Origin of the sequence: Streptomyces flavochromogenes (assembly GCF_000717595.1) — a bacterium.
GTDB lineage: Bacteria > Actinomycetota > Actinomycetes > Streptomycetales > Streptomycetaceae > Streptomyces > Streptomyces flavochromogenes.
Map to the genome: position 1 here is coordinate 157,838 of NZ_JNZO01000011.1, position 13,117 is coordinate 170,954.

Sequence of the window (13,117 nt, forward strand, 5' to 3'; positions counted from 1 at the left end):
GACCTACCGGACTACTCGGTGACCTCGTGGTGGTCGCTGTGCAGGCCGCCGCCGCTGCTCTCGCCGCCCGTGGTCGGGGTGGAGACGACCGGCTTGCGCAGCGAGGAGATGTCGTGGGCGTAGGTGCCCACGGCGTTGGCGATGACCTTGATGTTGGCGTCGAAGGCCTTCATGTTGACGTTCTTCAGGTCGTCGCCCTTGGCGTGGTAGTTCACGTCGTACGCGACACCCGCCGTGCCGCCGAACTTGGCGGCCTGGGCGGCGGTCTTGATGCCCTCGGCGCCGGTGAAGGTGCCGCCGGAGGGGATGCCGACCTTGATGAACGGGCCGTAGTCGGAGCGGCCGGAGAAGTCGGTGCCCTCGTGCGGAAGGCCGCGCGAGCCCATGAAGTCGGTGATGTCGCGCTCGAGCTGGGCGGAGCCCGCGGGGCCGGCGCCCTCGCCCACGTTGTCCGAGTTGTCGCCGTCGTAGACGAACAGGCCGTAGTTCGGCGAGGCGATCATGTCGAAGTTGAGGTAGAGCTTGATCTCGCTCTTGTCGAGCGCGGTCAGGTTCTTGACGTAGTGGTCGGAGCCGAGGAGGCCGTTCTCCTCCGCGGACCACCAGGCGAAGCGGACCTTGTTGCGGACCTTGTCCTTCGACTTGGCGAGCTCCAGGGCGGTCTGGAGGAGACCGGCGGAGCCGGAGCCGTTGTCGTTGATGCCGGGGCCCGCGGTGACGGAGTCGAGGTGCGAGCCGAGCATCACGGTGTTGGCGGCGTTGCCGCCCTTGGTCTCCGCGATGACGTTGTTGGTGACGCGCTTCTCCTGGAGCTGGCGGATCTCGAAGGAGAGCTTGACGGCGCCCTTGGCGAGGTCGCCGGCGAGCTTCTCGCCCTCGGCGAGGCTGATGCCACCGGTCGGGATCTTGCCCGCGGCCGGCTCGCCGAGGGTGCCGGAGAGGATGCCCTCGATGTTGTTGTAGATGATCGCGCCGGCGGCGCCGGCCGCCGCGGCCTGCTCCTGCTTGATCGCGAAGGAGCAACCGCCGCGCTTGATGAGCGCGACCTTGCCGGTGAAGGCGCCGGCGGCGTAGTCGCCCGGCTGGCAGCCGGTGGTGCCGTCGGCGTCGACGGGCACGGCGGCCAGGTCGGCCTTGATGCCGCCGACCGGGGTGGACTTGGTGTACGTCATGGCGTGGATCTCCAGGGCGCGCGGCGCGGGCGCCTCCACGGAGACCTTCTCGGCGAGCGTCTGGGTGTAGATGAAGTCGAACTGCTCGTACGAGACGTCGTAGCCGGCCTTCTTGAGCTGCTGGTACACGTACGCGGCCGAGGCGTCGTGCCCGAGCGTGCCGGCCGCGCGGTGACCGCCGGCCGAGTCGGCTATCGCCTGGAACTTCTGCAGGTGCTTGTAGGCGTCCTGGCCAGTGGTTTCGCGGACCAGCTTCTTCGCCAGCCTGGCGGCATCGCGGGCGGGTGCGGCCGCGGGGTCCTTCACCGCGGTGGCGGGGGAGGCGAGGACCAGCGGGGTGGCGAGGGCGGCGGCGGCCAGAACGGCCGCGGCCCGGCGCTGGGTAGCGTTCACAGAAGTCCTTCCCGTTACGGACGAGGTTGAGGGGAAGTTAGCGATCTGCAGGGCGTCCTGTGAACACCTTCTCCACAATTCCTGTCACATAGAGCAGGATTGAAATCTGGAATTTTCAATTCCCATCGGATTTGGACTCCTTGGCGGCTTTCGCCGCTTTCGCCGCCGCCTTCATCTCCTGCTTGTGCGCCCGTACCTTCACCAGCGAATCCGGGCCCGTGATGTCGGCGGCCGAGCGGTACGAGCCCTGCTCGCCGTACGGCCCCGCCGCCTCCCGCCAGCCCGTCGGCCGCACCCCGTACTGCTTGCCGAGCAGCGCCAGGAAGATCTGCGCCTTCTGCTTGCCGAAGCCGGGCAGCGCCTGGAGACGCCCGAGCAGCTCCCTACCGGTCGCGGCGTCCGCCCAGACGGCCTCGGCATCGCCCCCGTACTCCTCGACGAGGAACGCGCACAGTTGCTGTACGCGCTGGGCCATCGACCCGGGGTAGCGGTGCACGGCGGGCTTCTCGGACAGCAGCGCGGCGAACTCCTCCGGGTCCCGGGCGGCGATCTCGTGCGCGTCGAGATCGTCCGCGCCGAGCCGCTGGGCGATGGTGTACGGCCCGGAGAAGGCCCACTCCATGGGCACCTGCTGGTCGAGCAGCATGCCGACGAGCGCGGCCAGCGGCGACCGGCCGAGCAGCGCGTCGGCCTCCGCCTGCTGGGCCAGATGGATCTCCGGGTTCTTCGGGTGCGTGGGGACGGCAGGGCTCTTGGACACGGGACTCATGTTCCGATCATCCCGCCCGGCCGTGGTGATCGCCCGGTGGACTCACCCTCCCCCGGGCTCAGGGCCTCCCCCGGGCGGGGGCCCCCGTCGCGAAGCGGTCGAGCGCGGCGAGGATCAGCTCCCCGGTCTCCTTCCCGCCCAGGTGGCCGGCGGTCTCGACGACGTGCAGCTCGGCGTCCGGCCAGGCCCGGGAGAGCTCCCAGGCGGTGCCGAGCGGCCCGCCCATGTCGAGCCGGCCGTGGATCAGGACGCCGGGGATGCCCGCGAGCCGGTGGGCGTCACGGATCAGGGCGCCCTCCTCCAGCCAGGCGCCGTGCGCGAAGTAGTGCGAGCAGATCCGGACGAAGCCGAGCCGGGTGTCGTCCACCCGGTCGGTGTACGGGGTGCCCTGGCCCTCCATCGACAGGACCGCGTCCTCCCAGGCGCACCAGTCGGCGGCGGCCCTCTCCCGTACGGCCCGGTCGGGGTGGTCCATGAGGGCGGCATAGGCGCCGACGAGGTCCGCGGCCCCCTCGGCCCCCGCCCGGAAGCGCTCGTGGGCCTCCGGGAAGAACCGCCCCACCCCCTCGTACAGCCAGGCCGTCTCGGAACGGCGGGTGGTCGTCACGGCCGCGATCACGATCTCCGTCACCCGCTCCGGGTACGCCTCCGCGTACGCCAGGATCAGCGTGGAACCCCAGGAGCCGCCGTACAGCAGCCAGCGGTCGATCCCCAGATGCTCACGCAGCCGCTCCATGTCGGCGACCAGATGCGCGGTGGTGTTCACGGCCATGTCGGCGGCCGGGTCGCTCGCGTGCGGGGTGGACCGGCCGCAGCCGCGCTGGTCGAAGAGGACCAGGCGGTACGCCGCCGGGTCGAAGAAGCGGCGGTTGTGCGGCGAGGACCCGGAACCGGGCCCGCCGTGGACGACGAGCGCCGGGCGGCCCTCCGGGTTCCCGGAGACCTCCCAGTGGACGTGGTTGCCGTCCCCCACGTCGAGCAGGCCCTGGTCGTACGGTGCGGTGCTGTCGGAGTACATCCGACCGAGCCTAGTGACCCCTGAGCCGCACCGCCGGATCCTCGCACCACTCCAGGAGCGACGGCCAATCCCCGTACCCGGAGTCGGGATTGAGGTGCTCGCCGCCCGGCACGTGGTCCATGTCGAGGCCGAGCGGAAGGCCGTAGTGCAGGTCGGCGCCCTCGGGGCAGTAGGGGTCGCCGTCGCCGTACACGAGACGCGCGTCGAGCCCCGCCTCCGTCAGGTCGAGCCCGTCGGCGAACGCGGCGATCTCGGGGATCGAGGCGGTGACGGGCGGCGAGGGCGGGGCGACGAGCAGTACCCGGTCGGCGACCGGCCGGCGGCCGCCCGCCCGCAGCCACAGCAGCACGGACAGGCTGTGCGCGAGGACGACGAACTCGCCCTGCGCGGGCCGCGCACCGTGCTCGTCCAGCGCGGCGAGCCAGTCGCCGAGCACGGGGGCCTCGGGGTCGGGCAACTGCGGATAGCGCACGCCGTGCCCGCGCGCCCGCAACTGCTCGGCGAGCCGGTGCTGCCAGTGCTCGGGGGGCCGCCGGTTCTGGAAACCGTGCAGGATGAGGAAGGTCTTGGATGGCCTGGTCATGGCGGAATGCTGCGCGCCGCCGCGCCCCGGGGTCCACCGGATTCCACAACGCGGACGCCCCCACCCCCCCCACCGCCCTGCCGCGGGCCGCGCCCTGCCACCCGCGTCGTGGGCATCTGTTCCGCTGGGGCTGGGCCCCTGGACGGAGTCTGGCGGTGGGTGGGAGGCGGACGCAGCCGTGCGGGTGGGCACCGCCCCCACACGGCGGGTGGGGCCCATGCGGGTGGGCGCCGCCCCGTGGGGCGATGGCCCGCACGGCTGTGGGTGGTGGGCACCGTCCCCACGAAGGCACCGAGGGTGGCGGGCGCAGCCCGCATGGGCCGGGGTGGCGCGTGCGCGGCGGCGGCAGCCCGCGCGGACGACACACCGCCCATACGGCAGGTGGCGGCGGGCGTAGCCCGGGTGGGTGGGGTCAGCCGCCTACGTACTCCCGGAGGTGTCGCGCCGTCAGCGTGTCGCCCTTCTCCACCAGTTCCGCCGGCGTCCCCTCGAAGACGATCCGCCCCCCGTCGTGCCCCGCCCCCGGCCCCAGGTCGATCAGCCAGTCGGCGTGGGCCATCACCGCCTGGTGGTGTTCGATGACGACGACCGTGTTGCCGGCCTCGACGAGCCGGTCGAGAAGAGCGAGCAGTTTGTCGACGTCGGCCAGGTGGAGCCCGGTGGTGGGCTCGTCGAGGACGTAGACCGCGCCCTTCTCCGCCATGTGGATCGCCAGCTTCAGACGCTGCCGCTCACCGCCCGAGAGCGTGTTGAGCGGCTGCCCGAGCCGCAGGTACCCGAGGCCGACGTCCTTGAGGCGGCCGAGGATCGTGCGGGCCTGGCTCTTGGCGGTGAAGAAGTCGTACGCCTCCTCGATCGAGAGCGACAGGACCTCGTGGATGTTCTTCCCGTCCAGCCGGTACGTGAGGACCTCGGGCGTGAACCTCTTCCCCTCGCACTCCTCGCAGACCGATGCGACGCCCGCCGCGATGGCGAGGTCGGTGTAGACGAGTCCGAGGCCGTTGCAGCGCGGGCAGGCGCCCTCGGAGTTGGCGCTGAAGAGGGCCGGCTTGACGCCGTTGGCCTTGGCGAAGGCCGTACGGATCGGGCCGAGGAGCCCGGTGTAGGTCGCCGGGTTCGAGCGGCGTGAGCCCCGGATGGGGGACTGGTCGGCGACGACGACGCCCTCGCGGCCCGGCAGGTTGCCGTGGATGAGGGAGGACTTGCCGGAGCCCGCGACGCCCGTGACGACGGTCAGGACCCCGGCGGGGATCTCGACGCTCACGTCCTTGAGGTTGTGCTGCGTGGCGCCGGTGATGCTCAGCGCGCCGGAGGGGACCCGTACCTCCGCACGGAGCTTCGCCCGGTGCGCGAGGTGGTTCCCGGTGAGGGTGCCGGAGGTGCGCAGTCCGGGAACGTTCCCGCTGTAGCAGATCTCGCCGCCCGCGGTGCCGGCCCGCGGGCCGAGGTCGACGACGTGGTCGGCGATCTCGATGACCTCGGGCTTGTGCTCGACGACGAGGACGGTGTTGCCCTTGTCGCGGAGCCGCAGGAGCAGGTCGTTCATGCGGCGTACGTCGTGCGGGTGCAGTCCGGTGGTCGGCTCGTCGAAGACGTACGTGACGTCGGTGAGCGGGGAGCCGAGGTGGCGGACCATCTTCACGCGCTGCGCCTCGCCGCCGGAGAGCGTGCCGGAGGAGCGGTCGAGGGAGAGGTAGCCGAGGCCGATCTCGACGAGCGAGTCGAGGAGCTCGCGCAGGCCGGCGAGGAGCGGGGCGACGGACGGGTCCTCGATGCGGCGGACGAACGCGGCGAGGTCGCTGATCTGCATCGCCGAGCACTCGGCGATGTTGACCCCGTCGATACGGGAGGACAGCGCGGCCCGGGTGAGCCGGGCGCCCTCGCACTCGGGGCAGGTCCGGAAGCCGACGGCCCGGTCGACGAAGGCGCGGATGTGGGCCTGCATGGCCTCCCGGTCCTTGGAGAGGACGGTCCGCTGGAGCTTCACCACGAGGCCCTCGTAGGTGAAGTTGTTGGTGCCGACCTTCACCTTGCAGGACGGCTTGTGGAGGAAGTCCTCCCACTCCTGCTCGGTGAAGTCGGCGAGCTTCTTGTCGGGGTCGTAGAAACCGGAGTGGGCCATGATCTGCCACATCCAGGAGTCGACGGCGTAGCCGGGCACGGTGATGGCGCCCTCGTTGAGGGACTTGGTGCGGTCGACGAGCTCGTCGACGTCGATGTCGGAGATCTGTCCGGTGCCCTCGCAGCGCGGGCACATACCCTCGGGCAGGTTGAAGCTGAAGGCGCCGGAGGTGCCGACGTGCGGGGTGCCGAGGCGGCTGAAGACGATCCGCAGCATCGTGTACGCGTCGGTGGCGGTGCCCACGGTGGAGCGGGAGTTGGCGCCCATCCGCTCCTGGTCGACGACGATCGCGGCGCTCAGGTTGTGCAGTCCGTCGACGTCGGGGCGGGCGAGCGACGGCATGAAGGACTGCAGGAAGGCGCTGTAGGTCTCGTTGATCAGGCGCTGCGACTCGGCGGCGATGGTGCCGAAGACGAGCGAGGACTTCCCGGAGCCGGAGACTCCGGTGAAGACGGTGAGGCGGCGCTTGGGGAGGTCGACGTCGACGTTCCTGAGGTTGTTCTCCCTGGCCCCGCGGACCTGGATGACGTGGTGGCTGTCCGCTGCGACGGGGTGGTTCATGCGTGCGCCCTCCGGTGGTCGTCCTGTGTGCTGGGGAAGCGTACTCTATACAACGTACAAAGTAAGCGAAAATGACTCTGACCTGCGACAATGCGCAGAAGACAAGGAAGGGCGGAAGCGGTATGTCGGGAGCGAAGGGGAAGAGCAGCAGCGGTGCGGGCGACCCGGCGCGCACCCTGGAGCTCCTGTGGCGCGACGGCTCGGCCGCCCCGGCGGGGCGCCGCGGCCCCAGGCAGGGCCTCACCGTCGACGCGGTCGTCGACGCGGCCCTCGCCCTCGCGGACGCCGGCGGGCTCGACGCGCTGACCATGCGGGCGGTGGCCCAGCACCTCGGTGTGACCCCGATGACGCTCTACACGTACGTCCCCGGCAAGGCCGAGCTCCTCGACCTCATGCTGGACGCCGTCTTCCTGCGCATGCACCGGCCGCCGTTCCGCCCGGAGGAGTCCTGGCGGTCCCGTGTCACGGCGGTCGCGGACGCGAACCGGGCGCTGCACCTGGGTCATCCGTGGCTGGTCGAACTCCGGATCGTGCGCGCTCCGTTGGGGCCCGGTGTGATGACCAAGTACGAGTACGAGCTCGGCGCCTTCGAGGGCCTGGGTCTCGACGACGTGGCCCGGGACTCGGCGCTGACCTACGTTCTCGGCTTCGTCCAGTCCGGCGCCCGGGCGGAGCTGGACGCGCGGGCCGTGGCGCGGGAGAGCGCGATGTCGGACGGGGAGTGGTGGGACGCCCACGAGCCTTTGCTGGCGCGGGCGCTGGACGAGTCGCGGTTCCCGTTGGCGAGCCGGGTGGGGGAGGCGTCGGCGATCGCCTACGACGGCCTGTACGACGCGGAACACGCGTACCGCTTCGGGCTGGAGAGGGTGCTGGACGGGCTCGCGGCACTGGGCGGGAGCTGACCGATCCGGCCGGCCGCTGCCACGGGGCGGCGGCCGGGGCCCGCTGATCCGGAGCTCAGGCCCGGAGCCGGAGCAGCTCCCGTACACCCGCCTTGAGGCGGTCCGCCGACAGTTCCTGTTCGACCGTCAGATGGTGCACGACGTCCGGCGAGAACGGCGCGAGCAGCAGGTGTGCGAGGAGCGTGCTGTCGGAGCCCGGCCTCAGCCGTCCGATGAGCAGGGCCACATGCGTGTGCATCACGCGGTACGCGCCGCTGTGATAGCGGGCGCGGGGCGCGGCGGAGTGCGCGGCGAGCAGGATCTCGCGCTGCTCGCCGACCCGGTCGACGAGCGCGTCGAGGAAGGCGTCGAGCCGTGCGTCGGCCGGGGCGCCGGGCCCGAGCGGCGGCGGGCCGCTCATGTACGCCTCCTGGAACTGGCGCTCCCGGTCGTCGAGGAGCGCCCACAGGAGCTGGGAGACGTCGCCGAAGCGGCGGTAGACCGTGCCGACGCCTATGCCGCTGGCGTGGGCGACCTGGTTCATGGTGACGGCCTCGGGGCCGTCCTCGCTGACGATCCGGGCGGCGGCGTCGAGGATCTTGCGCCGGTTGCGGGCGGCGTCGGCGCGCTCGGGCGCGGGGGTCCCGACGGTGGGGAGGAGGCCGAGCAGGGGTGCCGCCGCGCCTCCGGCCTGCGGAATCTCGGTGCTCATCTGCCGACTCCTGTTCTGGTGCGCCGCCCGTGCGCCCTGTTGCGCGCTGTGTCGCGCTGTTTCGATCTTTCGCGCCCCGTCTCCCCGCTCCGGTAGCCCTCGCTGTGAGCATACCTGTTCCCCTTGCAAAACGGATAGCAATCCGTTTAGGCTCCCGGCATTGAAACGGAAACTGATCCGCTTGAGGAGATCGCCATGTCCGTGAAGGTCGCCGTCATCTACTACTCGGCCACGGGTGCCGTGCACCAGCTCGCCCAGGCCGTTGCCGAGGGCGCCGAGAAGGCGGGCGCCGAGGTGCGGCTGCGCCGGGTGCCCGAGCTCGCCCCGGCCGCCGCCATCGACTCGAACCCGGCCTGGCGCGCCCACGTGGACGCCACCGGTGACGTGGAGGTCGCCACCCTCGACGACCTGGAGTGGGCGGACGCGTACGCGCTCGGTTCTCCGACCCGGTTCGGCAACGTGGCCGCGCAGCTGAAGCAGTACATCGACACCTCGGGCGGCCTCTGGCAGCAGGGCGTCATGGCGGACAAGCCCGCGACCGCCTTCACGAGCGCGCACAACCTGCACGGCGGCAACGAGTCGACGCTGCTCGCGCTCTACAACACCTTCCACCACTGGGGCTCGGTCATCGTCTCGCCCGGATTCACGGACCCGGCGGTGTACGCGGCCGGCGGCAACCCGTACGGCACCGCCCACCCGGGGGCGAACGGCGCCCCGGAGGAGCCGGTCCTCGCGGCCGCCCGCTACCAGGGCCGGCGTCTGACGACGATCGCGAAGCGTCTGAAGGGCCTCGCGACCGTCTGATCGCGCCGACCGGCCGCCGCGCAGGCGGCACAAAGGACGTACCCCCGGGGGATCCCCCCGGGGGATCCCCCCCGGGGGTACGTCCTTTGTCCTTCGTGCCGAAGGGCGGAGGTCACACCCTCCGCGCGTCGAAGGGCGTGGTCACGCCAGCGACAGGAAGAGCTTCTCCAGCCGGGCGCGCATCGCGTCACGGTCCTCACCGTTGCGGCGGGCGTCCTCGACGTCGGTCAGACACTGCTGGAGGCCGGTCGCGATGATCGCGAACCCGGCCCGGTCGAGGGCCCGGGAGGCGGCGGCCAGCTGGGTCACGACCTCCTCGCAGTCGCGGCCTTCCTCGATCATCCGGATCACGCCGGAGATCTGGCCCTGGGCCCGGCGGAGCCGGTTCAGTACCGACTTCAGCTCCGCACCAGCGAGATCCAGTTCCACAGCTACTCCTCTTAGATACCCCAGGGGGTAATTTACTCCCCGCGCGGGGTTCCGTCGAAGACCAAGGATGACACCTGCGTCAGGATGCGGGCGTGGACGAGGGTGCGGCGCCGGGCCCGGGCCCGGCTGCTGAGCACGGCAGGCCCGCGCGCCTGCGCGACGGGAGGCCTGACGGTCGCGGCCCTCGGCTGCCTCCCACTGGTCTTCTTCGACCCGGCGTCCGGCCCGTGGACCACGCTCCTCCCGTCCCTCGCGACGGCGTCGCTCGGCCTCGGCGCGGTCTTCGTCACGGCGACGACGACGGCCCTGGGCCTGATCGCCCCACACGAGGCGGGCCTCGCCTCCGGCATCGTGAACACCTTCCACGAACTGGGCGGCTCCATCGGCGTCGCGCTCGTCTCCACCCTCGCCCTGACCACCCCGACCCCCACCCCGGCCGGCCTGACCGCCGCCTACACCCTCTGCACCCTCACGGCGGCGGCCGCGGCACTGGCGTCCCCGCTCCTCGTCCCGAGGGGCCGCCCGCACATGACGGGCGGACCGCACGGAATGCACTGACCCAGGGCCGTCCGAGGCCGGAACGGGCGCGAATTCAGGGCGCGGCTTCAGAGGCCGCGCATGCAGAGGGCGCGCATTCAGAGCGGGGCCAGGATCATCAGGACCTCGTCCCGGTCGTCCCCGGGCGCCAGCCGGAGCGCCCCGGGCCAGCGCCCGACCTCCCGCCACCCGAGCCGCCCGTAGAACGTCTCCAGGCCGGCGCCACCGCGCGCGGCCAGACGGAGCTGCTCCAGTCCCATCTCGTCGCGGGCGATCTCCCGTACGCGGCGCATGAGGGCGGCCCCGATCCCCCGCCCCCGCAGTCCCGTCCGGGTCTGGACGTGGTGGAGCGTCCCCCAGTGCGCGACGAGCCGGAAGTCGTCGCGACGGACGTTCAGCCATCCGACGAGGCGGTCGTCGACCGACGCGACCAGAAGGCGGCTCGACCCGGGATCGAGGCCCGCGACGAGGAAGTCGACCGCGGGCCCTGCCAGGTCCGCGTCGATCGGCGGGTAGGGGAAGCCGGCCGCGCCACCCGCGTTGGTCACCTCGATCCAGCAGTCGAGGAGTTCGTCCCGCAACTCCGGGGAGACGGCCTCCGGGGTCGTGAACTGTCGAAGAGCGAGCGATCCGGTATCCACGCGGCCGATCCTCGCACCCGGCACGGACAGCGCCGGGTGCGAGCGAGCGGGCTGCTCGCGCCGTCAGTCCTGGGTCGGGCCCGTCTCGTCGACCGGGCGGATGACCACCGGGTACGCCGGCGCGCCGGCCGGCTGCGGACAGCGGGCGACCTGGGCGGCGATCTCCGTCACGCGCTCCAGGGAGGCGCAGTCGAGGAGCCAGAAGCCCGCGATGACCTCCTTGGTCTCCGCGTAGGGGCCGTCCGTGACGACCGGCCTGCCGTCGCCGTCCACCGTCACGAACCGGGCCGTGGACGGGGCCGCGAGGCCCTGGGCGTCGAGCATCTCGCCCTTCGCCGTCAGCTCCTCGTTGATGGCGTTCATGTGCTCGAACATCGCCTTGAGGTCGGACTTGTTCCAGGCGGGGCTGTCCTCGCCGGGGCGGCCCACCATGGCCTCGTAGTCCGCCTGCGCGCCCTCCACCATCACCAGGTACTTCATGACGTCCTCCTCACTCATCGCTTTCGGCTTCCTGGGCGTACTGCCTCTCGCAGGACAGTCGGAGCGGGGGACCGGTTCTCGACACCGCGCGGGCACCGGCCGGAAAAACCGGAGAAATCACCCGCCCGCACCATGATTCCGGTGTGAACGCCTTCAGCTACTCCGCCGCCTTCATCACCTTCTTCTCCGTCGTCGGCCCCCCGAAGGTCCTCCTCGCCTTCGCCGGCCTCGCCCAGGTCCACCCCGTGAGCCAGATGCGGACCATCGCCCTCCTCTCCTCCGGCGCGGCCGTCCTCGTCGGCCTGGTCATGGGCATCACCGCCCCCTGGCTGCTGAACGTCTTCCACATCAGCACCGCGGCCCTCCAGCTCGCGGGCGGCGTCATCTTCTTCATCTACGCCGTCGGGCTCGTCCTCGGTCTCCACCTCGGCTCCAACACCGCCCACCAGGACGCCCCCGACCTGGTCAGCGGCGTGCGCGAGCTGCTCATGCCGTACGTGGTGAGCCCGCTCGCCATGACCGCCGTGCTCATCGAGGCGGCCGCCCGCGACTCCTTCAGCTGGCGCTCGACCGTCGTCGGCGCGTACGTGTCGGTCATCGCGCTCGACCTGATCTGCGTCCTGCTGCTCGCCCGCGTCCTGCGCCGCACCCACCACGCCACGATCGAGCTCCTCGGCCGCCTGCTCGGCCTGCTGCTCGCGGCCGTCGGCGTGGACCTGGTCCTGGACGGTCTCTCGGAACTGGGCGTCCCGGGTCTGTACCTGCGCAAGTGAGTGAGGGCGAGGGCGGCGAGGGCGGAGGTCAGGCGCCCAACTCCCGCTCCAGCGGCGTACGGAACCGGGGAGTCACCCGTACGTCTCCGACCCACCCCGCGAGCCTCTCCGCCTCCGCGCCGATCGCGTGCCCGGCCGCCGCGCCCACGTCCGTGAGCAGCCGGTGGACGATCTCGCCGTCCGGGCGCTGGGCCCACCCGCCGACGATCCGGCCGTCCCACCACACCGTCGGCCCGATGTTCCCGCTGCGGTCGTACAGCGCCGCCCGGTGTTCCGGGTCCAGGTACCAGTCCCGGGCCTGCCAGCCCATCGCCGTGGGATCGAGCGCGGGCAGCAGTGCCGCCCACGGCCCGGTCTCCGTCGCCCGCTCCGTCACGGGGTCGAGGTCGTCCGGCAGGACGAAACCGGTCCCCTCGTCGAGGGTCACCGGCAGCGCGCCGACCGCGGCGAGCGCCCCGCGCACATCCGTCACCTTCCACCCCGTCCACCACTTCAGATCCGCCTCGGTGGCGGGCCCGCAGGCCCGGAGCCACCGCAGCATCAGCTCGGCGCGCGCCGCGGCCGGATCGAGCGGGGAAGGCGGCCCGGCACCGGGCCCGGCGGGCCGCGCCCAACGGAACCGGCTGGACGTCCATGTGCCCTGGGGCCGGCCCCGTACGATCCGTCCCTCCATGCCGAGCAACCGCAGCACCCGGCTCGCGACGGACTGGACGCCCTCCTGCCGAGTGCCCTTCCCGTACAGATACGTCGATCTCAACGCCGGTACGGCTCCGCCCAGTTCGGCGCCCGTCGCCTCGCCCCGCACGGCCAGTTCGGCGAGGACGAGCCGCTCGGTCTCCGCCAGCCACGCGGCGTCGAAGTCGCTGCCGGCCGCCAAGTGCCTGATCAGCGTGGCGCGTTCGCGGGCGGCGGCCGGATCGGTCGTCGAGGCCTGGACGGCGGGGGCGAGCGCGGCGGGGAGGACGAAGACCGTGTGCCGCATGCTGTGCATCCGGACCAGCGACCGGTCCTCGTACAACGCCCGCTCGACATCCGCCACGGGCCCGTCGTTCCCCGCCAGCCGCGCCCCCACGGCGAGGAACACACTCGCCGGGTCGGTCCCGTGCAGGGCGACGAGCGCCCCCGCGACCTCCTCCGCCGACCCGGCTCGCGCGCTCCCGGCAAGCCGGTGCCGCACCCCGAGCCGCGCCCTGCGCTCGGCGGCGTCGATCGTCCTCGTCCTCGTGTCACCCATGCGGCCAA

14 protein-coding genes are annotated in these 13,117 nt (G+C 72.0%); 4 read left to right on the plus strand and 10 right to left on the minus strand.

What is annotated here, in order from left to right; genetic code table 11:
• Positions 1-11: 11 nt before the first annotated feature.
• The 5 genes from IF00_RS0114770 to IF00_RS0114790 form a co-directional block, all read right to left on the minus strand.
• The gene (locus tag IF00_RS0114770; RefSeq protein WP_030318183.1) at positions 12-1,565 is read right to left on the minus strand and encodes a M28 family metallopeptidase; all 1,554 of its coding nucleotides are present in this window, start codon (positions 1,563-1,565) and stop codon (positions 12-14) included.
• Between the two features lie 115 nt (positions 1,566-1,680).
• Positions 1,681-2,334 (minus strand): HhH-GPD-type base excision DNA repair protein, encoded by a 654-nt coding sequence (locus tag IF00_RS0114775; RefSeq protein WP_051820263.1) that lies wholly within the window; start codon positions 2,332-2,334, stop codon positions 1,681-1,683.
• Between the two features lie 58 nt (positions 2,335-2,392).
• The gene (gene pip, locus IF00_RS0114780; protein WP_030318186.1) at positions 2,393-3,352 is read right to left on the minus strand and encodes a prolyl aminopeptidase; all 960 of its coding nucleotides are present in this window, start codon (positions 3,350-3,352) and stop codon (positions 2,393-2,395) included.
• Between the two features lie 10 nt (positions 3,353-3,362).
• Complete coding sequence (locus IF00_RS0114785) at positions 3,363-3,935, minus strand: RBBP9/YdeN family alpha/beta hydrolase (protein WP_030318187.1); 573 nt, start codon at positions 3,933-3,935, stop codon at positions 3,363-3,365.
• Between the two features lie 412 nt (positions 3,936-4,347).
• Positions 4,348-6,618, minus strand: a complete 2,271-nt coding sequence (locus IF00_RS0114790; RefSeq protein WP_030318189.1) for an ATP-binding cassette domain-containing protein — start codon at positions 6,616-6,618, stop codon at positions 4,348-4,350.
• Between the two features lie 122 nt (positions 6,619-6,740).
• Here IF00_RS0114790 and IF00_RS0114795 point away from each other — a divergent pair, with 122 nt between their 5' ends.
• Complete coding sequence (locus IF00_RS0114795; protein ID WP_030318191.1) at positions 6,741-7,520, plus strand: TetR/AcrR family transcriptional regulator C-terminal domain-containing protein; 780 nt, start codon at positions 6,741-6,743, stop codon at positions 7,518-7,520.
• Between the two features lie 55 nt (positions 7,521-7,575).
• On the opposite strand, the gene IF00_RS0114800 is transcribed toward IF00_RS0114795, so the two are convergent.
• Positions 7,576-8,211, minus strand: coding sequence for a TetR/AcrR family transcriptional regulator (locus tag IF00_RS0114800; protein WP_030318193.1), 636 nt, complete (start codon positions 8,209-8,211; stop codon positions 7,576-7,578).
• A 195-nt stretch (positions 8,212-8,406) separates the two neighbouring features.
• On the opposite strand from IF00_RS0114800, the gene wrbA reads away from it, so the two are divergent.
• Entirely contained in the window at positions 8,407-9,015 is a 609-nt protein-coding gene (gene wrbA, locus IF00_RS0114805) for an NAD(P)H:quinone oxidoreductase (RefSeq protein ID WP_030318194.1), read from the plus strand.
• A gap of 141 nt (positions 9,016-9,156) precedes the next feature.
• Here the strand turns inward: wrbA and IF00_RS0114810 are convergent, their stop codons facing one another.
• A complete protein-coding gene (locus IF00_RS0114810; protein ID WP_030318196.1) occupies positions 9,157-9,444 on the minus strand; it encodes a metal-sensitive transcriptional regulator in 288 nt (95 codons plus the stop codon).
• 84 nt (positions 9,445-9,528) lie between these two features.
• On the opposite strand from IF00_RS0114810, the gene IF00_RS0114815 reads away from it, so the two are divergent.
• Positions 9,529-10,002: an MFS transporter gene (locus tag IF00_RS0114815; protein WP_245234533.1), complete on the plus strand. Its 474-nt coding sequence runs from the start codon at positions 9,529-9,531 to the stop codon at positions 10,000-10,002.
• 77 nt (positions 10,003-10,079) lie between these two features.
• Here IF00_RS0114815 and IF00_RS0114820 read toward each other — a convergent pair whose 3' ends face one another.
• Positions 10,080-10,622: a GNAT family N-acetyltransferase gene (locus IF00_RS0114820; protein ID WP_030318199.1), complete on the minus strand. Its 543-nt coding sequence runs from the start codon at positions 10,620-10,622 to the stop codon at positions 10,080-10,082.
• Positions 10,623-10,685: 63 nt separating this feature from the next.
• Positions 10,686-11,102: a YciI family protein gene (locus IF00_RS0114825; RefSeq protein ID WP_030318201.1), complete on the minus strand. Its 417-nt coding sequence runs from the start codon at positions 11,100-11,102 to the stop codon at positions 10,686-10,688.
• Between the two features lie 143 nt (positions 11,103-11,245).
• Between IF00_RS0114825 and IF00_RS0114830 the strand changes: the two genes are divergently transcribed.
• The gene (locus IF00_RS0114830; RefSeq protein ID WP_030318202.1) at positions 11,246-11,875 is read left to right on the plus strand and encodes a MarC family protein; all 630 of its coding nucleotides are present in this window, start codon (positions 11,246-11,248) and stop codon (positions 11,873-11,875) included.
• A 28-nt stretch (positions 11,876-11,903) separates the two neighbouring features.
• On the opposite strand, the gene IF00_RS0114835 is transcribed toward IF00_RS0114830, so the two are convergent.
• The gene (locus IF00_RS0114835) at positions 11,904-13,109 is read right to left on the minus strand and encodes a winged helix DNA-binding domain-containing protein (protein ID WP_030318204.1); all 1,206 of its coding nucleotides are present in this window, start codon (positions 13,107-13,109) and stop codon (positions 11,904-11,906) included.
• Positions 13,110-13,117: the final 8 nt, after the last annotated feature.

Bases quoted from the DNA above. Each gene is read 5' to 3' on its own strand.
- wrbA (WP_030318194.1), top strand. From the start codon at position 8,407: ATGTCCGTGAAGGTCGCCGTCATCTACTACTCGGCCACGGGTGCCGTG.
- IF00_RS0114815 (WP_245234533.1), top strand. From the start codon at position 9,529: ATGCGGGCGTGGACGAGGGTGCGGCGCCGGGCCCGGGCCCGGCTGCTG.
- IF00_RS0114785 (WP_030318187.1), bottom strand. From the start codon at position 3,935: ATGACCAGGCCATCCAAGACCTTCCTCATCCTGCACGGTTTCCAGAAC.
- IF00_RS0114800 (WP_030318193.1), bottom strand. From the start codon at position 8,211: ATGAGCACCGAGATTCCGCAGGCCGGAGGCGCGGCGGCACCCCTGCTC.
- pip (WP_030318186.1), bottom strand. From the start codon at position 3,352: ATGTACTCCGACAGCACCGCACCGTACGACCAGGGCCTGCTCGACGTG.
- IF00_RS0114790 (WP_030318189.1), bottom strand. From the start codon at position 6,618: ATGAACCACCCCGTCGCAGCGGACAGCCACCACGTCATCCAGGTCCGC.
- IF00_RS0114795 (WP_030318191.1), top strand. From the start codon at position 6,741: ATGTCGGGAGCGAAGGGGAAGAGCAGCAGCGGTGCGGGCGACCCGGCG.
- IF00_RS0114775 (WP_051820263.1), bottom strand. From the start codon at position 2,334: ATGAGTCCCGTGTCCAAGAGCCCTGCCGTCCCCACGCACCCGAAGAAC.
- IF00_RS0114835 (WP_030318204.1), bottom strand. From the start codon at position 13,109: ATGGGTGACACGAGGACGAGGACGATCGACGCCGCCGAGCGCAGGGCG.
- IF00_RS0114825 (WP_030318201.1), bottom strand. From the start codon at position 11,102: ATGAAGTACCTGGTGATGGTGGAGGGCGCGCAGGCGGACTACGAGGCC.